Genomic DNA, 24140 nt, shown 5'->3' with positions numbered 1-24140 from the left:
GAAGCCCCGGCCGGTGTTCCCGGTACGGCCGCGGAGACCTTCGGCCTTTCGGCGTCCTTTTTGGAGGTGAAGGTCCTTGCGGGGGGAGCGTGGCCTCATTCCAGCTGATACGCTCCGCCCCGGCGATCCGCCGGCCTTCTCCACCGGACAGTGCGGTCCGGATTATCCAGGAACACGTTCACTCGTCAGAAATGATGGGATTCACGACCACCTCATCTGTGCACAAACCAGCGCAACAAGGATGGGCGATGAAATCGAACGATGTACGGACCGATGCGAGCGGCCGCGCTCGCCGCCCCGCGCTGATGCTCGCGGTCGCCACGACGGGGTTCACGGTGAACTTCTGGGCATGGGCGCTGCTCAGCCCGCTCGGCCCGCAGTTCAAGCGGACGCTCTCCCTGTCGGCCTCCCAGCAGGCGCTGCTGGTGGCGGTTCCGGTGGTCATCGGCTCCCTCGGCCGGATTCCCGTCGGAGCCCTCACCGACCGGCTCGGCGGCAGGGTGACCTTCCCGCTCGTCTCGGCCGCCGCCGTACCGCCGGTCCTGTTCGTCGGCCTGGCCGGGCAGCGGTCACTGGCGGCGCTGCTGGCCGGCGGGCTCTGCCTCGGCGTCGCCGGGACGATCTTCGCCGTCGGCGTGCCCTTCGTCGCCTCCTGGTTCCCGCCAGAGCGCCGTGGCCTGGCCGTCGGCGTCTTCGGGATCGGCATGGGCGGCACGGCGATCAGCGCCCCGACCACGGTCGGGCTGACCCAGGCGGGCGGTCCCGCGGCGCCCTTCCTGCTCACGGCGGGCGTGCTGGCCTGTTACGCCGTCGTCGCCTGTCTCGTCCTGCGGCACCCTCCCGGGCGTACGGCCCGCACCCCGATGAGGGCACGGCCCTCTTCTGCGCCCTCGGGCATGGCCGCCGCGCTGCGGCTGCCGATCACCTGGCAGGCGTCCGTCCTGTACGCGGTGGCCTTCGGCGGATACGTCGCGTTCTCGGTCTACCTGCAGACGGCCTACGGCCTCGAACAGGCGGACGCCGCCCGCAGGATGGCCGGGTTCGTGCTCGTCGCGGTTCTGGCGCGTCCCCTGGGCGGCTGGCTGTCCGACCGTTCGGGACCGCTTCCCGTCCTGGTCACGGTCTTCGCCGTGCTCGCCGTCTGCGCCACGGCGCAGGCGTTCACCCCGTCCCTCGCCCTCACCGGCACGGTCGCCTTCCTGACCATGGCCGCGGCCTTCGGCACGGGCAGCGGGGCCACCTTCGCCCTGGTCACCCTGGTCGCCCCGGCCGATCTGGTCGGCTCGATCACCGGCCTGGTCGGCGCGGCGGGCGGCCTGGGCGGGTTCGTCCCGCCACTGGTGATGGGACTCGACTACGGCAGGCTCGGCTCCTACGGCCTGAGCCTGGCCCTGCTCGCGGTGGCCTCGCTGGTGACCCTGCTGCTGACGGTGACCACGGTCCGCTCGACGGTCCGGCGCCACTCCTCCCCCGCGGGGTGTCAGGCGAGATAGTCCTCGACGGTGGCGACCTTGGCGTCGAGACCGCCGTCCCGGCCCCGGCGGATGTCGGCCTTGAGCACGAGGCTGACCCGTCCGCACCGGGCCTCGACCGCGGCGACCGCGTCCCGCACCACGGCCATGACCTCCTCCCAGTTCGCCCCCTCGACGGTGGTGAACATCGCGTCCGTCCGGTTCGGCAGTCCCGAGGCGCGTACGACCCGTACGGCCTCGGCGACGAGCTCCCCGACGTCCTCCCCGGTGCCGATCGGAGTCACGCTGAACGCCACAAGAACTGACATGTCACTCTCCCTCGCGTCCTGGGATGTCCCGCCCTGGAGTACGGCGTCACGCGTCAAAAATAGCGATCATGTGTATATGAAGGCACGAACGCCCCGCACCATCGCCGAAGCCGAGGCGATCCAGGACGAGCTGCGGCCACTGGTCGACCTGACGGGTCCCGGCCCGCTGCGGCCCGCCAGGGTCGCCGGGGTGGACGTGGCCTACGAGGGAGAACGGCTCTCGGCGGCCGTGGCCGTACTGGACGGGACGACGCTGGAGGTCGTCGAGCAGGTCGTCGTCGGCGGCCGGGTGGCCTTCGACTACGTGCCGGGGCTGCTCGCCTTCCGGGAGATGCCCGCGCTCGTCGAGGCACTCGGACGGCTGAGCGCTCCGCCCGACCTCGTCGTCTGCGACGGGTACGGCCTGGCCCATCCCCGCAGGTTCGGCCTGGCCTGTCACCTGGGGGTGCTGACCGGCCTGCCCACGATCGGCGTCGGGAAGACCGCCTTCGTCGGCTCGTACTCGGCTCCGGGCACCACGCGGGGATCGTGGAGCGACCTGGTCCTCGACGGCGAGGTGGTCGGACGCGTGCTGCGCACCCGGGACGGCGTCAAACCGGTCTTCGTCTCGGTCGGCCACCGCGTGGACCTCGAAACCGCCTGTCACAACGTTCTCGCCCTGACCCCCCGGCACCGCCTGCCGGAGACGACTCGGATCTCTGACCGGTTGTCACGTATGGGTTTGATCGAAAATGTCGCCTTCGAGTGATTTGATCCTGTCATCGCGAAGAGATGGGGTGACAGTGGGCGACATCGAGTGGAGTGAGATCACCGGCGCGTGGAGCGACACGAACCTGAAGGAGATCCGCGAACGGCTGGCCGAGGGTTTCGACCCCGGGCAACGGCTTCCCTGGCTGGACTCGACACCCCTGCACCAGGCCGCCCAGGAGGGCGCGGTCCGGGTGATCGGGCTGCTGCTGGCCGCGGGGGCGCGGGTCGACGCGACCGACGGCGACGGGGTGACCCCCCTCTGGGAGGCCGTACGGCACGGCCAGGACGAGGCGGTCAGGCTGCTGCTGGCGGCGGGCGCCGACCCGTGGAGGCCGTGCATCGCCGGACGTTCCCCCGGCCTCCAGGCGCTCTTCACCGAACTGGCCGACCTCTTCGCCCACCTGCCCGGCGCTCCCCGGATCGGCCCGAACCTGCGGGAGATCCAGGAGACCGTGGACGAGATGATGTTCTCCTACGAGGACTACCACGAGGAGTTCTGCATCGCGTTCGTCGGCGGCGTCACCGAGGAGGAGGTGGTCCGCCGCCTGGGGGCGGTGCCCGAGTGGTGCCCGCCGATCAGGGGCGGGGAGCTGCGGCTGGCCGAGCGCGAGTCCCCCCTTGAGACCGTGCGGATCGCGAGCCCTCCCGGCGGTGGCGTCGTGCTCTTCCAGGCCGAGGGCATACTGCCGGTGCACGACGCCGTCGCCCGCCGCGTCACCTCGGGCGGCGGAGTCCTCGCCGGGGGCTTTCCGCTGACCAGCGGCTCGATCGACATATGGCGGGACGGCGTCAGCGTGGCCAGGCCGTCGGTGCACGAGCAGCTCGGCGACGACAGTCCGGTCGAGCTGTGGATGTGCCGGTTCGGCGACTGCGGGGCGCACCCGTCCACCTCGACGGAGCGGGCCCTGGCCCTGATGACGCTGCTGACCGCGACCTACATCACCGAGGAATGGCTGTGGAACACGCCCACGCGGGTGGTCCCCGTTGAACTGCGTCAGACGAGCTGAGGTGGATAGAGTCACAAAATCATGAAAAAACACACCATGACCACGCTGTGGGACGAGATTCCGGACGACGCCGACGATCTCCTCGTGGTTCGTGGCGGGTTCAGACGCTACCTGTGCCTGTGCGGCAAACACCTGGCCGACCGCGACGCCGCCGAACTGCACGCCATGGAAACCAACCAGTGCACTACCTGCCTGGGCACCACGACGGAGCAGATCACCCCGAACTTCTCCCAGCCCTGCACCTCGTGCGCGGGAACCGGCAAACGCAAGGCGCAGCTCAGCTGGGAACTCGCCTACGCCGAGGCCGAAGCCGTGATCACCGTGGAGCTCGTCCGCAAGCTGATCACCCCGCTGACCGAGCCCTTCCGGCTCTCCCAGGTCGCGGACGCCGTACGCGCGACCCTCGAACTGCCCGTCGGCCGGCTGCCGGTCGGCCCCCGCGTCCGCGACGTCCTGCGCGGGCTTGAGGCCAACGGCGAACTCGTCCTGGTCTCCGCCCCCGACGAACTCCTGCGCGGCACCACCGTCGTCCTCTACCGCGACCCCTACTGGCAGCACGCCACGGAGTGAGCGGCGCGAAACGCGGAATCGACAGCCGGAGAACCTACGGGCCGTCCTCCGCCTATCGTGTCCCCGGCGAATCCGGCCGAGGGGCCCTGGTGACCGGAGCACTCACAGCATGGGCGGGAGACAGAAAATTCCGCCCGTGCTCCGCGCCGTACTCCGTCAAAACGATCAATCGGAGCGGTCCGGCGCTCTCGTCACCGGGTTAAACAGGAGCGGCCCGTCCAGTTTTTCTCCCGCGCCCGTGCGCCAGGCCGGCGTTGTGCCGAGGCCTGCCTCAGGTGGGGAACACGCTCGGGGAGCGGCTCTCCGCCGAGCCCACCGACCAGGTGCGCCCGTTGCAGACCGGCCCTTCGTAGTCGTAGCGCCTGCCACTGGCCGATACGGCCGAGAGGTCGTTACGCGGCGAGGGCCCAGCCGGGCAGTCGCCGGGCAACGCGCTCTGCTTCCTTTCTCCCGGAGAGAGCGTCGCGTACACGATTCCGTTCCATGTCACGACGACCGTTTCCCCGGTCCCATTAGTGATCGTGAAAAGCTCATCCCGCCCGATCTGGCAGGCGCTCAGTTGGAGACATACCAGGATGATCAGCCCGACGCCCGTCAGGGCACGTCTTCGAGCGCCAGATGCCGATGTCCTCACCTCGTTCTCCTTCCCAGGGGCGGCCGGAAGGCCCTCACGGGTCCGACCGGTCGCCCCGCGATCGTATCGAGTCAGGATGTCAGGGCACCGTCGTGGAGAAGAACGCGGTCGTCGGGACATCGACGAAACGCGGGTACTGGTTGTCGGGGAAGTAGTAGCCGCGAGCCCAGCACGCGACGTTCGTCGCGCTCGTGCTGACGGTGTAGGAGATGGAGACCTTGCCCGTGTCGGACAGGATGTTCTGATGGACCCTGGCTCCATACACCGCGGCGTACTTGGGGTTCGTCTGTGTCTCCGGCGGCGTGTACAGGTCCACCTGGGCCGATCCGAAACCCCATGCGGTCGAGGAGGGAACCGCGACGATCTTTCCGGGCGTCTGGGCCGCGGGGGTGTGGTGCACCAGCCAGAATCGGCCGTTGAGCCGGATCACACTGAAGTCCACCTCGGTCTTCGGGACCAATGGTTTGGCGGCGGAACACGACTCCACCCACTGGGCGGCTCCGCCACTTCCGGTCCCGGCGTAGTAATTCCAGTTGGCCTGGTTGGTGAAGGCCGAGGCGGTCGTCTGCGAGGTGCGGGCGAGGAACAGCGACTTCTCGGCGTTGGTCCCGTCGGCTTCCCAGCCGTAGATGTAGGTGTAGCCACCATCGTCGACGAGCGACGCTCCCCAGACAATGGGGTACGGGGGTCTGACCGAGCAGTCATCGAGATTGGCGGGAGTGACCTGGAGAACATTGTCTGTCTCCAGGGCGTCGACCGGGAGCCGCGCGTAGGCACCGCGGGTGTCCTGGTCTCCTGTTCCCTCGTAGTAGAACTTGACCACCTCGTGTTTTGAGTCGGTGGTGGGAAGGACCTTCGAGTCTCCCGTCCAGTACTGGCCGCCCTCGCCCACCGGGGTCTTCGCGTAACGTGACCAGAAGTCCGTGCTGGGGTCGGTTTCCTTGCAGGTGCTTCCTCCGGTGACGGTACGCAGGGTGGATCCGTCCTGAACGACCATGGAGTTGCGAATGTAGCTGGTCTCGTTCCCGGCACCTCGCTTGGCCGGGTCCCCGAGGAAGGTGTCAGAGAAGAACCAGGCCCGTTTGCCGCTGGGCAAGCGAGTGGACTGCACCGCATCCCCACCGCTCCAGTCGGCGCATTTGGCGGAAGTCGCCTGGTTCGTCCACATGGTGTTGAGCGCGTTATTGGGCTGGGCCGCGGTTTCGGCGGTCATGGTCGCGTTCCAGTCGAGCTGTGCCACGTTCACGTAGGAGTCAGCGGTGCCGGATTCGGGGGCCAGGTCGGTGCGTGTCGCGATCAGCGTCGCGACCTCGCCGGGGGCGACCGCAATGCTCACTTGTCCGCTGGTGTCCTCCCTGGGGTCCAGACGACTCCACCGGGACGGCGTCGCGGATGGCTTTCCGGCCGTGGCGGGCCAGGTCACGAGGAAGTATCGGAACTGAATCTGCGGGATCGACTGCGCCCCGAACTGCAGGGTCAGCCTGCTCTGCCCGCTGGAGGGGCCGGTGAACTCCAGGTAGGTCGTTCCGCCGGGGTAGACCTCGACCGATCCGTTGGCGGATCTTCCCCAGGCCAGAGCCTGCTCGCTGGACCGTTTCGGCCGTCCAAGCCAAGGCGCGAGCTCAGAGCTCCACCGACTTGTCGCGTGGGGGTCGCGGTATCCCACCGGGGAGCCGATGAAACGGTTTAGATCGGGCACGTCGGCAGTCAGCCGGTAGTTCGCCAGAGCGAACCCTTGGAGCAAGATCGGTAGTTGAAGGTTGTAGCCCTCCACGACCTGGGCTATCGAACTGATGGGAAGGTCGAAGGGGATCTCCTCCCATGTGTGGCGGACGAAATCCATGTCGGTTTGTTCCGTCAGGTACTGGGCCAGGAGGAAGGCACCGTACTGCCGTTTGTGCGCCTGCCAGGGCCAGGTACTCGCGTTGACGGCTCGTTCCGGGTTGCCGAGGAACTCATCGAGCGCGTAGCTGTATATGTCCCAGCCCGGCGCGGACGGATTGACCAGGTTGTACATCCGGTGCGTGGCCCATTCCGCCGTCGCCTCCATCCACCAGTTGACCGAGGGCAGGTCGACGATAACGCTGAGGAGAGGCAGGTAGTAGTACTGAGTCGCGTGGAAAAGCTCGTGGTAGGCGAGGTAGGTGTATCTGTCAGGCCCGGGATCTGAGGGAAGGATCATGATCACGCCGTCTTCGAGGCTGTCGCCGAAGGGGAGTGTCAGTCCCGGGTTGTTGTTCTCGTCGAAGCCGAAGAATATGTGAACTGGCTTCGACGGCCAGCCATATCCCCAGGACTCGTACGCGGCCCATGCCGTGGAAAGGGATCCCACGAAAGTGTCTATGGCGTCCGGCACGCCGTTCGTGTTGAGGTCGACGGCCGGGACGCCATCGAGCGGCTTGAGCCCGTCCACGCTGTAGTAGACGTTGATCTGCCTCGACAGATTGAGCGTTCTCTTACAGTCGAAATTGTGGAACAGGTACGAGTAGTCCCCCGCGTCGCAGTCCGGCCACGCGGAGGCGGCGTTCCGGGCGGACGCCGATGCGTTTTCCTGAGGTGGTTCGGACGTCACCGACAGGCCTGATGCATCGATCAGTCTGTTCGCGTTCTCCCGCTTCTTGTCATGCATCGAGAGCGCGTAGCCGAGCGCGAGTCCCGCCGAGGAGGGCAGTTCGGCCGCAGGACGGTACTCCTTCGGGAGGTCTCCCGGTCTCGCGACGCGTTTCAGGGAGAGGTCGATGTACTCCTCGGTGGATATCTTGTGCTTGGCCCATGCCTGGGAGAGCGGGTCAGCAGGACCGAAGTCGGCCCGTTTCCCGGTCAGTTCCTTGTGGAGCGCGCTCTCCTTGCGTTCAACACGGTGATAGGGCTTCGGGTCGTCAGGGGCCGGCGACGTCTTCGCCGGAGCGCTTCCCGGGCCGGAGCGCGCGCCGGTCGTGGCATTGGCCTGTGGCGAGGCCGAGGGAAGGAACACGGCCGACAGAACCGCGGCCAGCGCGATGGCGGCCGCTTTCCGCCGGGGGGCGCGGAAAAATCTCATGATTTACACCGTCTCCAAAGGGCGTCAGGGGCAGGAGGCCGGAGCGAAGGCGACGGCGTCGAAGACGACGCTCTCGTCCCCGGTGCCGTTGCCGTTGAGGGTGCTCAGCGAGACCTTGGGCGTACCGGAGAAGTTGAAGACACCGAGCGAGACCCAACGGTTGGCCTGCTGTCCTGGGTTCGCCTTGACTGGACGCTGTGTGATCACCCGGGCTCTGATGCCCTGTGCGGTGTGCACGTCGTAGCGTGCCTGGCGGGTGTACCCGTAATGGTCGGGCAGGTGGACGAAGATCTGCCTGAGTCCGGTTACCGGCTGGTCGAGCGTCCAGGTGCCGGTGACCCGCATCACCGCTCCGTTGTGGGCCGCGTTGCGGGTGTAGGCGAACCACTCGTGGCCGCCGAAACCGTTACCGAGTTGCTGGAAGTCCGCCTTCGCGGGTGCCTTTCCTTTGGCGTCCCTGCCGAATTCGAGGGTGAAGGTTCCCGAGTTGGTCCAGCCGCTGTTGTCACAGCCACCACGTACGGCGGGAGCCGTACGGGGGACGTCATCAACGATGAGAGCGCCGGACGGCAGCCCGGGGGTCAGGCACGGATACCAGAAGTCTCGTGGTTCTTCGCGCTCAGTGGATGCCCAGGAGGCGTCCGAGTAGCGGATGGTGCCCTCGTTCCCGCACTGGGCCGGGCAGCTCTTCCATGCTTTCGGAATATGCCACCAGCATTTGAGGTCCGCGCGCAGACACGTACCGGCCGGAGTGGCGGCTGGATTCTCCTGGTTGACGGTACCGGGCTGACAGTTGTTGTGTTCCGCGCCCGAGCCGCCCGGTGCGACGCAGAACGCACTCAAGTCGACGACGAAGAGGTTCGCTTTCTGGATCACCGGAATTATCGCGGAACGGTAATCGGTGTGATTCCACCAGGAGGGGTTGTATCCGGCCTGGTCCTGATACTTGCCCGCGGCGGTGTCCCAGTAGGTCTTGGTGATGGGCCAGGCCGCCCAGCCCAGCACCTTCTCCTGGTAGGGCCAGTACTGCGGAGTGGACGCATCTGCATAAGCATTGCCGTCCAGAAACGGATGCCGACCCGGTTTCCAGAAGGCGTTGGAAGGGTTGTTGGTCCAGCCGAGACCCCAGGCACCGTTGTTCGGCTTACCTTTGTCGTCGTTGCCATTGGCATCCGCCTTCGGATGCCAGCCGGAGTTGTATGCCCAGATCGCGAAGTACCAGTTCTCCAGCTTCGAGGAGCTGCCGTCGTTGGCGATCATCTGCCCGCCGGTGTCAGTGCGGATCTGGTTCCACTTCTGGGTCAGCGTGCGCAGGCCGGCTGCGATGTTGGTGACATAGTCGAGGGCCACGGCTTTCTGTTTGTCCGGCGGCCAGGCGACCTCACCGGTTCGCTCCGAACCGGCTTTACGCATCCCGTCGGTTTGCTGGGAGATGCCGTACCCGCAGTCCGCATCGGAGAAGTCGATCGTCCAGTCGTTGGCGGGGTCGGTGTCGTAGATGTTGACCCCGTAGTAGTTGCCCACCAGTGGGTTTCCTGTCTCGCCCTCGGAAACGCGCCGCTGCGCCTGCCAGAGGTTCGACTCCTGCGCCAGGATGCCAAGCATGATGTTCGTCGGGACCCGTCCGCCGCCTTGGAGGTCCTCGGCGGGGAACATCGCCTGCGGCGACCAGGCCGGCAGCCCCGACCCCTTCCAGTTCGCCGGCCGGGTCAGCGTCAGCCGTTTCTGCACCAGCTGGTCGACCGCCCACTCCACCTGACGCCAGTGAGGCTGATACGTCTGGAGCTTCGGATCGTTCCGCGGCACCGAGCACGTGTGACCTACGTCAACCGGGTCCTCCGCGGCCAGGGGCGCACCTGCTCTTCTGGTCGCCTTCTGCCCCATGGCCTGAGCGAGCCTGGGATTCGCCAGCCTTCCCGTGCTGATCTTCGGTGTCGTCCTCGCCTCCGGTGCCACCTCGAAGTCGAGCTTCGCCTGTGTCGCGGGAACCTCCGCCTTCACGTCGATGGGCTCGGGGGCCGCGCTGTTCCCGCCGACCCCGTCGATTCCGGTGTCCTTCGGGTCTCCGCGAAGTCCTCCACGCAGGCCACGCCGGGCGGCGGCGGTGACCACGAGTCCTCCCCGGGAGGAGACCTGGCCGTCAGCCGGGGCGTCAAGGACGGTCACCGTGCCGGGCAGGCTCCGGACCTTGTCCGCTTCACCGACGAGGAAGACCCTGCCGCCGCCTCCCGCGTGGACCGACAACCGTCCGAGGTCGCCTGTGGCCAGGGTCTGGGTCGTGCCGTCGCGGTGATAGCGGACCGTCATACGGCCCGCGTCCGCCTCGGCGAAGACGACACCTCCTTGGTCGTCCACCCGGATGTCGAACGGGACAGAACCGGCCTTGGTCAGTGTCCTCGTCTTCCCCGCCCTGGAGACCGAGACGAGAGCCGCGTTCCTGGCAGCCACGTACCCGTCCCCGTAGGGGACCGCTGAGGTGACCTGTCCCGGGACCACCACTGGATCGGTGGACTTACCCGCTCCTGTCTCCACGCGGAGCAACCTGCTGGTGCGGTGATTCTCGTCGGCCCCCTGGGTGAGCGCGACGGCGTCACCCGCGCCACAGCCCGGGTTGAAATACGCCAGGGTCACCTGGTCTCTGAGCTTGGTGACCTCGCCGGTGCCGATGTCGACGACCGCGGCGAAGGCTCCCCTCGCGAAGAGTTCGGGCCGGTTGGTGAAATGCCGTGGAGCGTAGACGGCCATCACCCGGGTTCCCGCACCGGTCAGGCAGGCGTTGCCGATCCACTGATCGGTGTCCATTCCGGGTTCGCTGAGTGTGGCGACCGTACGCCACTGATAGCCATCGCTCTCCTTCGCGACCAGCACATGGAACCCGGTGGAGTCGCCCGCCGTGGCCAAGGCGACGTCCTTCGACTCCTGCCACCCCTTCGGCAGAACACGATCCCGCTGCTCAGGCGTCACATACGCGAGCTCGGCGGAGGAGTCGGGGGTCGATTGGGAAATCGTTCTTTCTGGATTTCGATTTTCTAACGTTTCAGCCGCGGCACCATTCAGTGGAGACATCGCCTGAAGAGTTAGAGCCGCGGCCAAAAACATGTTGAGAGCAATCCCGTTGAACACGGTCCGCAACATTTAATACCGCCAGAGTAAGGGGATGGGGGTCACGGAAAATCACCCCGACGATCACAGCTATCACACGGACAACCCTAGATCAACAGGACTTGACTAGAAAAATATCTTGCGTCCACAAACTCCGTGATGCATCATAAAGATGATCATCGCCGAGCCGCATCGCTCCGACTAGGGCAACGTTCGACCGTGTTCTCGGTAATTGCCAAAAAGGCGAACAGGAGTGGATCCATCAACCCTCGGGAAGAGGAGCGGAACAGGTCGCACATCGGCCTCCGACACAAAAACGTCACCAGAAGAAACCCCGACGGACCGACAAAACGTTCTCGACCACCGACCTTGATTCACAAGGTTGTGACTTTTTGAGAATCAGATCGACTCCGGCCGGGCGTCACTACAGGAGTCCGGTGCACCGAAATCATCTCCGGCCCCTGCCCAGCAGATGGATCGGACGACCTGGATCTGCCATGGCGCGGCCTTCCGGCATGCCGCCCCGGGTCTTCGCGCCGGCGCCTGCCCGTCGCCCCTCCCGGACCGGCGGCCGTTTTCCGCCCTCCGACCAGTCCCATAGGACTGAAATTTCACGCCAGATCCGGGTGGAAATTTCGTGGCACATCGAAGTATGGATGTGCGTCCATGACATAGATCACTGTTCGAGAGCTTTCACATTCACCGCCGAGCGCCAGCCGCCGATCGTTGGGCGGATACAGAAGGAGTTCATGTGGGAAGTAGGTTCGCACGCGCCCGAAGGGTCGTCGGGCTCTTGACGAAGGCAACGCTCGCAGCCATGCTCGCGTCCTCCGCGGTTCCGTCATCACCTGCCCATGCCGATGGCACGTATCGATGGCAAAGTAACTCCACCGGAACCTATCTGGAGGTTCTTGGCTCATCCCTGGACAACGGGGCGCGGGTGATCGTATGGCCCTACGACGCGGCCTCCCAGAACCAGCTCTGGTCGGACTTCAAACTGTGGAACCCTTACTATTTGATAGTCAACAACAACAGCAGCAAAGTTTTAGGACATGCCGACAGGCCCTACAATGACGATTTCGGGCTCGCATGTGGTTTCCCCGACCAGTACAACAGGGTCGACACTTACTATCAGATGTGGGACTACCGCTCGATCTGGTCTCCGGTATACAACCGCTACTTCTCAGCCTGGATAAACAGAGCCGGCTGCCAGGGGAACCCCTATCACGACGTGTTGGTGGTGGCCAGATACGATCAAACCACCCTTTACACAGAAGACACCTGCACCCCTACAGGCTACTCGGGCTACATGTCCGAGCACATCAACTGCTACTGGAAGAGGAACGGACAATGAGAAATTTCACCACCTCTCCCATCGGAAAGAGAACCAGCGTCGTTTCTCTCGGGGTGATCGTCGGTCTCACTGTCGCCGGCTGTGGTGTGGAACGCGCACAGCAGTACACCTCGGTATCGAGCGTCACGACATCATCGTCCTCTCCGTCGGCGACGCTTCCCGGCCCGGCCTCCTCGGAAGGCTCACCTCTCCCCTCTCCTCCGGAGAAGACCCCGGAGCCGACGATAGGATCCGTTCTCCAGGTCACCAACGGGAAGCGGATCCCCATGCCGCTGGATCCGTATCTGCCGTCAATGGAGGAACTCAGGAACCTCAGCCTGGCCAGAGACGCCGCAGCGAACTCATGTATGCGGGCGATCGGTTTCACGGACTGGGAGGATGGAATCGTACGCTCGTGGGACGAGACCTCCTTCAACGAATATGACTATTTCGACTATCTCGACCCTGCCACCGCGGCCGACAAGGGATATCCACGACCGGAAGTCGCACCCGAGATCGCCAGGCTCAGCAAGGTCAGGCCCAAGCACGGGCCGTCGAAGGAACAGATGGCCGCCTATGACGGTCGCGACCCGAGGACGAAGTCAGGCCACACCGTTCCCGCAGGCGGTTGCGCCGGGGAGGCGAAGTCGAAGATCTACGGCGACACCGCCGAACTTCCTGTCGACTCGCGTGCGCTCGCTGTGGACTCGCGCATCTCGGCCATGGGTGACAGCAGGGTGAGGCAGGCCGTCTCCGCCTGGAAGACGTGTATGTCCAGAAACGGTCTGCGGTACGAAAGCCCCGTGGTCCCGCGGCACGACGTCCGGTGGGCCAGCCGCAATGCCTCCACCCCGGCTGACGCGGAGGAGAAGCGAGTGGCCGGCATCGACGCGACCTGCCAGAAGGAGGTCAATCTCACCGGCGTCTACAAGACCGTGCGGATCGCCTACGAGGAGCTCATCGTGGCCAAGAACAAGGAGAAGTTGGCCGCCGCTCAGCAGACCACGCAGAAGTGGACGGCCAACGCGAGCGCGGTTCTCGCCAAGAACGGCGAGTGACCAGGAACAAGTCGCTCCGCGGCCGATCCGCGCCGCCCGCGCATGACGGCGTGGGCGCGGCTCCGATCCTCACTGGCGTGGATCGGGGCCACACGGGGACAGCCCGGCTACCGGCGAGGCATCACTCTCCTGACGCATCCGGCGGCACCGGTACGGCGAACGCCGACAAGATATACGTGTCGGCGGAGCTGGATCTCCACCTGAGCGGACGGAGCGTACGGCCGCTGCGCCCCTCCTACCGCAACCGTCTGTGGAACAGGCTCGGCCCACCGATCACCGTTGAGCGCCGACCCCGCTGTGAAACGCCCGGCGGACCGGCACGCCACGGAGTGAGCGGTCACGGGCGCGCGACCAGCGACTCCAGGTAGCCGCACAGCGCCCGTTTCAGTTCCCCGGTCAGCGGGGGACGCTCGGCCGGGTCCGCCGAGGTGATCAGCGGGATCACCCCCTGCACGATGTGCACGCAGGTCAGCGCGGCACGGGCGCGCTCGGTACCGTCCCGGTGCGGCGCCAGCTCCCCGATGATCTGCTCGACGCGTGCCCGCAACGCCGTCTGGAGCGGCGCGAGCGCGGCGGCCAGCTCGGGCGGCATGTCGGGGCGCGCGAACAGCGCCTTGAAGCCGGGATGGGCGAGGTTGAAGGCCACGATCGGATCGACGGCCCGGTCGACCAGCTCCACGAGACCGAGCCCCGCGGGGTCGGTGAGGTCGAGCGCGCCACGGTGAGCCCGTCCCAGCTCCAGGAGGTAGTCCTGGACGAGGGCCCGCGCGATGGCCTCCTTGTTGGTGAAGAACTGGTACAGCGAGCCCGGTGAGATCCCGGCCTCCGCCGCGATCTTGTTGGTGGTCGCGGCCTCGTACCCCAGCCGGGCGAACACCGTGGCCGCCGCGGCGAGGATCTCCGCCATGCGCCGTTCCCCGCGTGCCTGCCGTCTGCGCGGCCGTGGATCCTCCGTCGTCTCGGCCATCGGCCTCCTTTCTCTCGAACCCCGCTTGAAAAACACGAGCAATCACTCGTAATCTTCGCTTGATGCGAGCGACTACTCGTAAAAATACTTCAACGGGGGAATCCATGCTCAGCAGACTCGCCGGTCTCGTGACCAGGCGCCCGGCATGGCTGGTCGCGGCCGGGGTGATCGCCGCCGTCGTGGCGGCCCTCCTGGCCTCGGGGACCATGACGCGGCTGTCCCTCAACCGGTTCGAGGCACCCGATTCGGAGTCGACGCGAGCCCGCGACGTCCTGGCCGAGCGCTTCGGAACCGGGGTGCCGAACGTCACGCTCCTGGTGACCGCCCGCGAGGGCACCGTTGACGACTCCCGCGTCGCCGCGGCCGGCCGCGACCTCACCCGAAGGCTCGCCGCCCACCCCGGCGCCGGTGACGTCTGGTCGTACTGGACCACGGGCCAGGACACCCTGCGCAGCCGCGACGCCCGTGGCGCGCTCGTCCTCGCCTGGGTGCCCGGCAGCGCCGACCACGTGCGTCGTGACGTCCTGCCCGGCCTGGCGCGGGCCTTCACCGGCCCGTCCGGCCCGGTCAGGGTCGAGGTCGGCGGCGGCGACGAGGTGTTCCGCCAGGTGATGGAGGAGTCGCGGAGCGACTTCACCCGTGCCGAGCTGATCATCGTGCCGATGGTGCTGCTGGCGCTGTGGTGGGTCTACCGGCGCCTGGCCGCCGCGCTGCTCACCCTCGGCGCCGGGCTGCTCGCCGTGGCCGGATCGCTGGCGCTGCTGCGCGGGGTGCTCGGCTTCGCCGAGGTCTCCACCTTCGCCGCCAACGTCTGCCTGGTCATGGGCATGGGCCTGGGCGTCGACTACGGCCTGTTCATGATCTTCCGGTTCCGGGAGGAGCGGCTCGGCGGCGCGCCGGTCCGCGCCGCCGTCGCCACGACCGTGCGCACCGCGGGCCGTACGGTGCTGTTCAGCGGCCTGACCGTCGCGGCCTCCCTGGCGGTGCTGCTGGTCTTCCCCTTTCCCTTCCTCGCCTCCTTCGGCTACGCCGGGATCGCGGTCGTCCTCGCCGCCGTGGCCGCCGCGCTGGTCGTGCTGCCCGCCGCGCTCGTCCTGCTCGGCTCCCGCGTCGAGCGCCGCCGACCGGCCCCCTCTTCCTCCTCCCTCTGGTACGGCGCCGCGCTGGCGGTGACCCGGCGCCCCCTGATCTCCGGCGGCGCCGCGCTGCTCGTCCTCGGCCTGCTCGGCGCGCCGTTCCTCGGCCTGCGCTTCGGAGCGCCCGACGACCGGGTGCTGCCCGCCTCGGCCCCGGCGCGCCTGCTGTACGACCAGGTCCGCACGGGGTTCACCGCCGAGGACGCCGACGCCCTGCGGGTCGTCGCCCCCACCGGCGACGCCGCGGCGGCCGGGCCGTACGCCGCGGCCCTGTCGCGGCTTGAGGGCGTGGTGCGCGTCGACTCGGCCGCCGGGACCTTCGGCGGCGGGCGCAGGACCGGTGACCCCGCCCCGGCGCGGTTCACCGCGCACGACGGCCGTGGCGGAACCTGGCTTTCCGTCGTGGCCTCCTCCGCGCGGCTGGAGTCCGGCGCGGGCGACCTGATTCGGGCCGTACGCGCGGTGCCCGCGCCCTTCGAGGTGCTCGTCGGCGGCTCACCCGCCGAGATGACCGACTACCACGACGGCGTCGCGGGCCGTCTTCCGCTGGTCGCGGCGCTGATCGTGCTGGTGACCCTCGTCGTGCTCTTCCTGATGACCGGCAGCGTCGTCGCCCCGCTGAAGACCTCGCTGCTCAACCTGGTGAGCCTGTCGGTGATGTTCGGCGCACTGGTGTGGGTCTTCCAGGACGGCCACCTGGCGGGCCCGCTCGCCTTCACCCCGACCGGTTCGATCGAGCCGAGCATCCCCATCCTGATGTTCTGCGTCGCCTACGGCCTGTCGATGGACTACGAGATCCTCCTGCTGGCCCGGATCAAGGAGGAGTACGAGCGCACCGGCGACCCGCGCGGCTCGGTCGTGGCCGGTGTCTCCCGCGGCGCCCCGCTGGTGACCGCGGCCGCGGTGATCCTCGCGCTGTCGTTCGCCACCTACGCGACGAGCGGGGTCGTCTTCCTCAAGGAGCTCGGCATCGGCATGGCGCTGACCGTCGCGGTCGACGCCACGGTGATCCGCGCGGTTCTGGTGCCCGCCCTGATGCGGCTGACGGGAAGAGCCAACTGGTGGGCGCCCGCGCCTCTTCGCCGCCTGCACCGTAGGATCGGCCTCACCGAGACGCCCGTCCCTCATCCGGTCCCATCCGTCCCCGGGGCGGGGTCCAACGCCGTTCACCAGCCTGACAGGCTGTGAAAATGTCCCTTTTGTTCCTTACAGGGACTCCATATCGAGCCGTCATATGCGATTTGGTATGCGGCCCCCCGACGCCACACGCTGCACAGACGCCGATATACGGCCCACGAAAACGGCGCGCAACAAAGTTGGGCCTTACCGGAAAGGTTCTTTACTATTAACCTTCCGGTGTGGACCTAGAAGTGCGTCATTTACGGGCGATCTGTGCGATCGCCGACTCGGGCAGCATTTCCAAGGCGGCGGCAGCCCTCAAGATGTCGCAGCCTGCGCTCGCCACACAGCTGCGACGCATCGAACGCATGTTCGGTGGACCGCTGTTCGAGCGGGGCCGGGAAGGAGCACGGCCCACACAGCTCGGCATGTGGGTGCTGGTCCGTTCACGCTCCCTGCTGCCGGCCTTCGACGAGCTCCGGCGTGACGGCATGCGCTACGCCGAACAGGCCGCGGAGAAGCTCAAAATCCGAGTGGGCTGTATGTCCAGCCATCTCGCGATAAATGTCATCAAGTGCCTCCATGAACTGCTGGCCGGAGCGGACATCACCGTCCGCACCGAGGAGGCCATGGACCTGCTGCCCGGACTGCTGGAGTCCGAGCGGCTCGAACTCGCCACGCTCGGAGATTATCCGGGGCACGAGCTCACCCCGCCCCCGGGAGTGGTGTACGCGGGTGTCGCCGTCGAGCCGATCTTCGTCGGCCTGGCCGCCACCCACCCGCTCGCCCAGCGGGAGGAGGTGGAGTTGCGCGATCTGGCCTGCGAGGACTGGACCCTGCACGCGCTGGCCGAATCCGGTCACAGGGAGCACTTCTGGGCGGCCTGCGCCCGGCAGGGCTTCGCACCGAAGATCGCCTACTCCGCCGACCTCAGCCTCGCCATCGACCTGATCGCCGCGGGACGCTGTGTGGGCATGTTCCAGGCGACCAGCAAGGGCTATCCGGGTATCGTCATCCGGCCGCTCGCCGGAACCCCGCTGCGGTTCCGGCACATGATCGGCTGGACCGAACACGGCCCCATCGCCAGGCACGGGCCCGACCTGGTTCAGGCGGTGACCAAGACCTACTGGTCCGAGGTACGGCGCGCACCGGTCTATGCCTCCTGGCTGAGGCGCCACGTGCCGCTTTCTCCGCCGGTCTAGACGACCATATCCCTTTCCTGCCAGGTTTGGCCGACCATATCTCCAAGTTATCCACATTCGTGGGGTACTCCACCTGGTCCCCGGAGTGTGAGCTTTGGTCCAGCCCAAACCGTCAGGGCTCCTTGCATCCCTCAAACCCCCCAAGGGACACCGAGAGGAGTCACCCCGCGTGAATCCCAAGGTCAAGTTAGGCGCGGTCGCCGTACTGGCCGCCGTCGCCATGGCCGCATCGTCCGTGGCGAGCGCCACAACCGCCGTCGCGGCCCCCGCGGCGGGCAACAGCGCCGCACTCGCGGCACCTGATCTGTCCGTGAGCAACATCCAGGCGCACCTGCAGCAGTTCCAGTCGATCGCCAACAGCAACGGCGGAAACCGCTCGTCCGGTTCCTCCGGCTACACGGCGTCGCTGAACTACGTGAAGAACAAGCTGGAGGCGGTGGGTTACACCACGCAGACCCAGAGCTTCAGCTACAACGGCCGGACCCACTACAACCTGATCGCCAACTGGCCGTCCGGTCCTGCCAGCCCCACCCTCATGCTGGGCAGCCACCTGGACAGCGTGACGGCCGGACCCGGCATCAACGACAACGGCTCCGGTTCGGCCACCCTGCTTGAGCTGGCCCTGAACGTGGCCAGCCTCAAGCCCAACCTCAACAAGCACCTGCGCCTGGCGTGGTGGGGTGCCGAGGAGCTCGGCCTGGTCGGCTCCAGGTACTACGTGCAGAACGGCGGCGCGAACGGGGTAGACACCTACCTCAACTTCGACATGACCGCCTCGCCCAACCCGGGCTACTTCGTCTACGACGACGTTCCGGCGATCCAGAAGGTCTTCAACGACTTCTACGCCAGCAAGAACATCCCGACCGAGATCGAGACCGAGGGCGACGGCCGCAGCGACCACACCGCCTTCAAGAACGCGGGCGTGAAGGTCGGCGGCGTCTTCACCGGTGCCGAGACCCGCAAGTCCTCGGCGCAGGCGGCCAAGTGGGGCGGCCAGGCGGGCCAGGCCTTCGACCGCTGCTACCACTCCTCCTGCGACACCACCAGCAACATCAACGTGACCGCGCTGGACGTCAACGCCGACGCGATCGCGAACGCCGTGTGGAAGCTGGGCGTCAGCGACGCTCCCTCCAACGACTACTCGCTGTCGGTCAGCCCCTCCTCGGCCACCGTGCAGGCGGGTTCCTCGACCACGGCGACGCTGAGCACCCAGCTCGTCTCCGGCAGCTCGCAGTCGGTCTCGCTGAGCGCCTCCGGCGCCCCCGCGGGCACCACCGTGTCCTTCAGCCCGTCCACGGTCTCCGTCCCCGGCAACTCGACGGTCACCATCTCCACCTCCCCCTCGACCCCGTCGGGTACCTACACCATCACCCTGAACGGCAACGCGGCCAGTGGCGCCAAGTCGGCCACCTTCAGGCTCACGGTCGGCGGCCAGCCTCCGACGGACGACTACTCGATCTCGGTCAACCCGAGCTCGCTGACCGTCCAGCCCGGCGCCTCGGCCTCGACGACGCTGAACACCCAGCTCGTCTCCGGCAACTCGCAGTCGGTCTCGCTGAGCGCCTCCGGCGCCCCCGCGGGCACCACCGTGTCCTTCAGCCCGTCCACGGTCTCCGTGCCCGGCAGCTCGACGGTCAACGTGGCCACCTCGTCCACGACCCCGACCGGCACCTACACCATCACGATCACCGGCAGCGGAAACGTGACCCACACGGCCACCATCTCCCTGACCGTGAACGGCGGCCAGAGTGGCACCGAGTGGGCGGCCTGGAAGACCTACGCGACCGGTGACGTCGTCACCTACGGCGGCTCCAGCTACCGCTGCATCCAGGGACACACGGCCTACCCCGGCTGGGAGCCGCCGAACGTCCCCGCTCTCTGGCAGAAGATCTGAGCAGAGGATCCGAACCGGCTGAACGGTTCTGATCGATCCACCGGAACCAACCAGGAAACCGGGTGACAGTACGGCGGGCGGCCACAACCGCCCGCCGTATCTGTGTCCGGAGATGCCCTGAAAAATGAGCTGATAGATCGTTAATTACGCTGTTACGCTTCCAGCGCCGGCCGTGGGACTCCGGCGCGACTTCCGGAACCCGCATTTGAAGCGATGATTCGCAGTTCGCGCCCTCATTCCCCGGCCGGCCTCGGCATCGGACCCGGAGGCGACGATCGACACCCACGTCGAAACCAGCGCGGACCTGATCGCCGCCGACGACGTCCTGCTGTTCGTGAACGCGGCGATCACCTCGACCGGCCAGCGTGAGTTCCACTCCGGCGCGGAGGAACAGAGCCTCTCGCTCGACTTCCTGCACCGTTACCTGCTGGGCAACTACCGCGATCTGTACACCGCCGCCCTCGCCCTGGACGTCAACGACCACAACGCCGTGATGATCGCAAAAAACCTGCTGACCACGGCGGCGGAGGCGGATCCGGAACAGCGCCGCGCAGAGGGACGGCTGATCGCCCGGCGGCTGGCCCTGCTGCCGCCGCCCCGGGTCTACGGGCTGTTCCGCGCGCTGCGCCGCGCCAAGGTCAACAACCGGCGCACCAGGGCGATCATGCGGGACTGGCTGGCCGCCCGCCCCGACCTCGCGTTCGACGCGGTGAAGTACCGCGGCGCCGTCAAGGACGTGGTCCGGCACGCCCACCTGCGGCCGGAGGGGGAACTGGGGCCGTTCCTGTTCACCCCGCGCAGGAGGGCCGCCTACGCGACGCCGATCCTGGAGACGTGGCGCAGGGCCCACTACGAGCAGGCCGCGCTGTACGGGCTGCCCTACACGGTGGCGGAGGGGTTCGCGGCGAAGCACCGCATCCCGCGTGCCGCCTTCCTTGAGCGCATCGCGCCCCGGCTCACCCGGCTGGAGCGCCTGCGGCTTCAGGAGTCGGCACGCGGCCTGGGAGCCGAGGCGGTGCGGGCCGACCTGACCACGATGCCGCTGACCCGGCTGGCGTCGTACGTGCTCTCCCTCTCCCTGGACGAGCGCGCGCGCCGCCGTACCGAGCTGACCGGGGCACTGCGCGCGGCGGCCCGCCGGACCGCGGGCGGGCAGGCCGGGAGCTGGGGGACGGTGGCCGCCGTCCTCGACGACAGCTTCTCCACCTACGGGTCGGGTCACAAGCGCCGGCGTCCGCTCGCCGTCGCGCTCGCCTGTCACTTCCTGCTGGAGGCGCTGGCCCGCGAGTACACGCCCCTGTGGCTCTCCGGCCGCCAAGACGCGCTGCTCGTCCATCCGCACGGGGCCACGCCCCTCGGCGAGCGCGTCCTCGACGGCCTCGAACTCCGGCCGGAACGCCTCATCGTCGTCTCCGACGGATGGGACAACTCACCGCCGGGACTCGCGGAGGAGGTGCTGCGGATCTGGCGCACCCGGCTCGACCCGCATCACACCTGCGCCGTCACGCATCTCAACCCGGTCTACGACGCCGCCGACTTCGACGTGCGGCGGCTGGCGCCGACCGTCCCGACCGCCGGGATCCGCGACGCCGAGAACCTCCTCGCCCTGGTGGAGCTGGCCCAGTTCGCGGACGGACGCACCGGGCTCCCCGAGCTGCGCGCCCACCTGGCACGCCGTGTCGAAGGCTTCCTCCTGGGGGACACATGACGGCTCTCACCCTCACCGGGTTGTCCACCCGCCCCGCGCAGGTCTGGGGCGGCGTACGGCTCGTCCCGCTGGTCCGTCAGGAGCCGATCGAGGACCTGCGGCTGTCCGCCCAGATATACGAGGAGGAGTTCGGCCTCGTCGAGGTGACCCCGCGGGCCGCGTACCTCTCCTACATCCCGCACGGGTTCGTGGCGGACTGGACACGCGACGGCTCCCCCGCCGCGGCGTACGGCACCCAGCTGCGGGGACCGGCGGAGCGCGACCACGTGCCCAGCGGGATGCCGCTGCACTTCCACCGCCGCATGGCCCGCAGGACCGGCAGGAACCGGCTGCGCTTCCTGCCCCTGCACCTGGCCCTTGAGGGCTACCTGTCGCTGCACTTCGGCGGGCCGGAGATCGCGTGGGAGGAGTGGTCGCGCCGCGCGATCGACCAGGGGCTCTCCCCGCGCGTCGAGGAGAGCTACTCCGGCGCCGAGGTCAGGGGCCTGCGGGACGCCCTGCGCATCTTCGAGATCCACCCCGGCCAGTGCGGCGTCCTGGTCTACGTCGCCGACGCCCTCGCCTCCGCGTTCGTGGTGCCGCATCCCGACGACTACCGCGCCCTGCACACCACCCTCCTGCACGACCTGTACGGCGAGCTGATCCACCACTACGCGATGTACAGCGTGGCGGTGCCCGACTTCCGCGCCCGCATCGTGGACGCGCAGGTCGGCTCCCTCGCCGACCTGCGGGCGCGGGCCCGTGAGCGGCAGGAGGAGTGGGCGTCCTTCCACGACGGGGTCATGGCGAACGGGCTGCTGCGGACGGACCACACCTACCAGCGCGTCTACGAGATGGACGGCTACCGCCTGTCCCGCTTCCTGCCGTCCTTCGAGCGGCGGCAGGAGAACCACATCGGAGAGCTCATCACCGACGGCGCGGGCCGGCTCGCCTACCTCAAGACGTTCCGCCTGTCGGAGAACCAGGTCCGGCGCGGTCATCTGCTGACCCGGCTGGCCGCCTGCGGCTGGAACCTGGCCGAGACCGCGGCCGCGCTCGGCATGACCGAGCACGAACTCGCCCTGCGCATCGAGGGCGCGGGTTTCGGCCATCTCCTCCGCCAGGACATCCTCGACCGTTACCGGGCCCAGGCGCGCCGGGCGCGGTAGCGGGTTGGCCCACCCGAAAAGGGTAGGTATGTCGCACTAAGTGGGGAAAGTCCATCACGGTAGGCCAAGAACCAAGGCGGTCATGATGCTCCGCAGCAGAACTCCCGCGCCGGGCCGGGACAGGGGCGTATGAGCGCCAAGGCCCGGTCCGGCGGGACACCGGCCACCCGGTGGCGGGAGGAGGAGGCCGACCCGCGCCGCTGGAAGGCGCTGACCGTCTGCCTGGTCTCCGGGTTCATGACCCTGCTCGACGTCAGCATCGTCAACGTCGCGCTGCCCGCGATCCGCACGGGCCTCGGCGCGCCGCAGAGCGACCTGCAGTGGGTGGTCTCCGGGTACGCGCTCACCTTCGGCCTGGTGCTGGTGCCCGCTGGGCGATTCGGCGACATGCGCGGCAGGCGCAACGTCTTCGTCTTCGGCGTCGCCCTGTTCACCCTGGCCAGCGCGGCGGCCGGCATCGCCAGGACCTCGACCTGGCTGGTCCTGGCCAGGCTCGTGCAGGGAGTGGCGGGCGGCATCGTCAACCCGCAGGTCAGCGGGCTGATCCAGCAGCTGTTCAGAGGAGCCGAGCGAGGCAGGGCGTTCGGCATGCTCGGCGCGACCATCGGCATCTCGACCGCGGTCGGCCCGCTGCTGGGCGGGTTGCTCATCCGCCTGGGCGGCGAACACGACGGCTGGCGCCTCGTCTTCTACGTCAACGTGCCGATCGGCCTGCTCGCCATCGCCCTGGCCTACCGCTACATCCCGCGCCGCCCGCCGGAGAGACGTTCGCGCAAGAGCATGGACCCCGTCGGGGTGCTGCTGCTGGCCGCCGGGCTCGTGCTCATCCTGCTGCCGCTCGTGGAGGGCCAGCAGTGGCGGGGCGCGGGCAGGTGGCTGCTGCCCGTGGCCGGACTGGCGACGATCGGGCTCTTCGCCCTCTGGGAGCGCCGGTACGGGCGGAGCCGCGAACCGATGGTCAACCTGTCGCTGTTCGGCAGACGGTCCTACACCTTCGGCGCCCTGATCGCGGCGCTCTACTTCGCCGGGTTCACCTCGATCTTCTTCATCCTCACCATCTACCTGCAGAACGGGCTCGGGTACTCCCCGCTTGAGGCGGGCCTGGCCAGCACCTCGTTCGCCGCGGGCTCGGCGGTCGCCTCCATGCTGGGGGGACGGGTCACCGTCAGGTTCGGCAGGCCGCTGGTGGTCGCGGGGCTGGTGATGGTGGTGATCGGGCTGGCCGTCACCGAGCTGGCCGTACGGCTGAACGCCGGGCCCGGGGTCGCCTGGGCGATCGCGGCGCCGCTGCTGCTGGCGGGGCTGGGCAGCGGGCTGGTGATCTCACCGAACCAGACGCTCACCCTGGCCCAGGTCCCGGTCGCCGAGGCGGGCACCGCGGGCGGGGTGCTGCAGACCGGTCAGCGGATCGGCACGGCCCTGGGCATCGCGGCGATCGGTTCGGTGTTCTTCGCCGTGACCGCCTCCTCACACGGCGACCACGCCACGGCGTTCAGGACGGCGCTGCTGGTCACCATCGGCTTCGTGCTGGCCGCCCTGGTGGTCGCGGTCGCCGACGTGCTCGCCGACCGCAGGTCACGCCCTCCGGGGCGGCCGTCACCGCGGGCCTCGTCGCGGGGCCGGCAGGGGGCACGCTCCGGGACACGGCGGACACGGCCCTCCGCGAGCCGCCCACGGCGGTGAGGCCGAGTG

17 protein-coding genes are annotated in these 24140 nt (G+C 68.0%); 12 read left to right on the top strand and 5 right to left on the bottom strand.

What is annotated here, in order from left to right; genetic code table 11:
* The first annotated feature begins 248 nt into the window (after positions 1-248).
* Positions 249-1493 carry an MFS transporter gene (locus tag ACIBVQ_RS33025; protein WP_399182281.1) on the top strand — a complete coding sequence of 415 codons (1245 nt, stop codon included), beginning with the start codon at positions 249-251 and terminating at the stop codon, positions 1491-1493.
* On the opposite strand, the gene ACIBVQ_RS33020 is transcribed toward ACIBVQ_RS33025, so the two are convergent.
* Positions 1481-1780: an MTH1187 family thiamine-binding protein gene (locus tag ACIBVQ_RS33020; RefSeq protein ID WP_362777551.1), complete on the bottom strand. Its 300-nt coding sequence runs from the start codon at positions 1778-1780 to the stop codon at positions 1481-1483. The genes ACIBVQ_RS33025 and ACIBVQ_RS33020 overlap by 13 nt on opposite strands.
* A 76-nt stretch (positions 1781-1856) precedes the next feature.
* Here ACIBVQ_RS33020 and ACIBVQ_RS33015 point away from each other — a divergent pair, with 76 nt between their 5' ends.
* The 3 genes from ACIBVQ_RS33015 to ACIBVQ_RS33005 are packed head-to-tail and all read left to right on the top strand — an operon-like array spanning position 1857 to position 4107.
* The gene (locus tag ACIBVQ_RS33015) at positions 1857-2528 is read left to right on the top strand and encodes an endonuclease V (RefSeq protein WP_362915752.1); all 672 of its coding nucleotides are present in this window, start codon (positions 1857-1859) and stop codon (positions 2526-2528) included.
* A 28-nt stretch (positions 2529-2556) separates the two neighbouring features.
* Positions 2557-3537, top strand: coding sequence for an ankyrin repeat domain-containing protein (locus tag ACIBVQ_RS33010; RefSeq protein ID WP_352013009.1), 981 nt, complete (start codon positions 2557-2559; stop codon positions 3535-3537).
* 21 nt (positions 3538-3558) lie between these two features.
* Complete coding sequence (locus tag ACIBVQ_RS33005) at positions 3559-4107, top strand: hypothetical protein (RefSeq protein WP_352013010.1); 549 nt, start codon at positions 3559-3561, stop codon at positions 4105-4107.
* 271 nt (positions 4108-4378) lie between these two features.
* On the opposite strand, the gene ACIBVQ_RS33000 is transcribed toward ACIBVQ_RS33005, so the two are convergent.
* The 3 genes from ACIBVQ_RS33000 to ACIBVQ_RS32990 all read right to left on the bottom strand — a co-directional run bounded on the left by ACIBVQ_RS33000 (position 4379) and on the right by ACIBVQ_RS32990 (position 10904).
* On the bottom strand, positions 4379-4597 hold the full coding sequence (locus ACIBVQ_RS33000; protein ID WP_386190351.1) for a hypothetical protein: 219 nt from the start codon (positions 4595-4597) through the stop codon (positions 4379-4381).
* A gap of 223 nt (positions 4598-4820) precedes the next feature.
* The gene (locus tag ACIBVQ_RS32995; protein WP_399182277.1) at positions 4821-7781 is read right to left on the bottom strand and encodes a hypothetical protein; all 2961 of its coding nucleotides are present in this window, start codon (positions 7779-7781) and stop codon (positions 4821-4823) included.
* Positions 7782-7805: 24 nt separating this feature from the next.
* Positions 7806-10904, bottom strand: a complete 3099-nt coding sequence (locus ACIBVQ_RS32990; RefSeq protein WP_399182275.1) for a hypothetical protein — start codon at positions 10902-10904, stop codon at positions 7806-7808.
* A 730-nt stretch (positions 10905-11634) separates the two neighbouring features.
* On the opposite strand from ACIBVQ_RS32990, the gene ACIBVQ_RS32985 reads away from it, so the two are divergent.
* Complete coding sequence (locus tag ACIBVQ_RS32985) at positions 11635-12237, top strand: RICIN domain-containing protein (RefSeq protein WP_386190354.1); 603 nt, start codon at positions 11635-11637, stop codon at positions 12235-12237.
* Positions 12234-13274 (top strand): hypothetical protein, encoded by a 1041-nt coding sequence (locus ACIBVQ_RS32980; RefSeq protein WP_399182273.1) that lies wholly within the window; start codon positions 12234-12236, stop codon positions 13272-13274. Before ACIBVQ_RS32985 ends, ACIBVQ_RS32980 begins: the two co-directional genes overlap by 4 nt.
* 337 nt (positions 13275-13611) lie before the next feature.
* On the opposite strand, the gene ACIBVQ_RS32975 is transcribed toward ACIBVQ_RS32980, so the two are convergent.
* Positions 13612-14241, bottom strand: a complete 630-nt coding sequence (locus tag ACIBVQ_RS32975) for a TetR/AcrR family transcriptional regulator (RefSeq protein ID WP_399182271.1) — start codon at positions 14239-14241, stop codon at positions 13612-13614.
* A gap of 104 nt (positions 14242-14345) precedes the next feature.
* On the opposite strand from ACIBVQ_RS32975, the gene ACIBVQ_RS32970 reads away from it, so the two are divergent.
* The 6 genes from ACIBVQ_RS32970 to ACIBVQ_RS32945 all read left to right on the top strand — a co-directional run bounded on the left by ACIBVQ_RS32970 (position 14346) and on the right by ACIBVQ_RS32945 (position 24131).
* Positions 14346-16565 carry an MMPL family transporter gene (locus ACIBVQ_RS32970; RefSeq protein WP_399182269.1) on the top strand — a complete coding sequence of 740 codons (2220 nt, stop codon included), beginning with the start codon at positions 14346-14348 and terminating at the stop codon, positions 16563-16565.
* Between the two features lie 170 nt (positions 16566-16735).
* Positions 16736-17698, top strand: coding sequence for a LysR family transcriptional regulator (locus ACIBVQ_RS32965; protein WP_352013013.1), 963 nt, complete (start codon positions 16736-16738; stop codon positions 17696-17698).
* Positions 17699-17867: 169 nt separating this feature from the next.
* Entirely contained in the window at positions 17868-19592 is a 1725-nt protein-coding gene (locus ACIBVQ_RS32960; RefSeq protein WP_362777539.1) for a M28 family peptidase, read from the top strand.
* 334 nt (positions 19593-19926) lie between these two features.
* A complete protein-coding gene (locus ACIBVQ_RS32955; protein ID WP_399182267.1) occupies positions 19927-21300 on the top strand; it encodes a hypothetical protein in 1374 nt (457 codons plus the stop codon).
* Positions 21297-22448: an ARPP-2 domain-containing protein gene (locus ACIBVQ_RS32950; RefSeq protein ID WP_399182265.1), complete on the top strand. Its 1152-nt coding sequence runs from the start codon at positions 21297-21299 to the stop codon at positions 22446-22448. Before ACIBVQ_RS32955 ends, ACIBVQ_RS32950 begins: the two co-directional genes overlap by 4 nt.
* 129 nt (positions 22449-22577) lie before the next feature.
* Complete coding sequence (locus tag ACIBVQ_RS32945; RefSeq protein ID WP_362777533.1) at positions 22578-24131, top strand: DHA2 family efflux MFS transporter permease subunit; 1554 nt, start codon at positions 22578-22580, stop codon at positions 24129-24131.
* The last annotated feature ends 9 nt before the right edge of the window (positions 24132-24140 follow it).

Origin of the sequence: Streptosporangium sp. NPDC049376 (genome assembly GCF_044466505.1) — a bacterium.
GTDB lineage: Bacteria > Actinomycetota > Actinomycetes > Streptosporangiales > Streptosporangiaceae > Streptosporangium.
This window is presented reverse-complemented; position numbering and strand designations above follow the sequence as displayed.

Bases quoted from the DNA above. Each gene is read 5' to 3' on its own strand.
- ACIBVQ_RS33025 (WP_399182281.1), top strand. From the start codon at position 249: ATGAAATCGAACGATGTACGGACCGATGCGAGCGGCCGCGCTCGCCGC.
- ACIBVQ_RS33020 (WP_362777551.1), bottom strand. From the start codon at position 1,780: ATGTCAGTTCTTGTGGCGTTCAGCGTGACTCCGATCGGCACCGGGGAG.
- ACIBVQ_RS33015 (WP_362915752.1), top strand. From the start codon at position 1,857: ATGAAGGCACGAACGCCCCGCACCATCGCCGAAGCCGAGGCGATCCAG.
- ACIBVQ_RS33005 (WP_352013010.1), top strand. From the start codon at position 3,559: ATGAAAAAACACACCATGACCACGCTGTGGGACGAGATTCCGGACGAC.
- ACIBVQ_RS32995 (WP_399182277.1), bottom strand. From the start codon at position 7,781: ATGAGATTTTTCCGCGCCCCCCGGCGGAAAGCGGCCGCCATCGCGCTG.
- ACIBVQ_RS32980 (WP_399182273.1), top strand. From the start codon at position 12,234: ATGAGAAATTTCACCACCTCTCCCATCGGAAAGAGAACCAGCGTCGTT.
- ACIBVQ_RS32975 (WP_399182271.1), bottom strand. From the start codon at position 14,241: ATGGCCGAGACGACGGAGGATCCACGGCCGCGCAGACGGCAGGCACGC.
- ACIBVQ_RS32970 (WP_399182269.1), top strand. From the start codon at position 14,346: ATGCTCAGCAGACTCGCCGGTCTCGTGACCAGGCGCCCGGCATGGCTG.
- ACIBVQ_RS32950 (WP_399182265.1), top strand. From the start codon at position 21,297: ATGACGGCTCTCACCCTCACCGGGTTGTCCACCCGCCCCGCGCAGGTC.
- ACIBVQ_RS32945 (WP_362777533.1), top strand. From the start codon at position 22,578: ATGAGCGCCAAGGCCCGGTCCGGCGGGACACCGGCCACCCGGTGGCGG.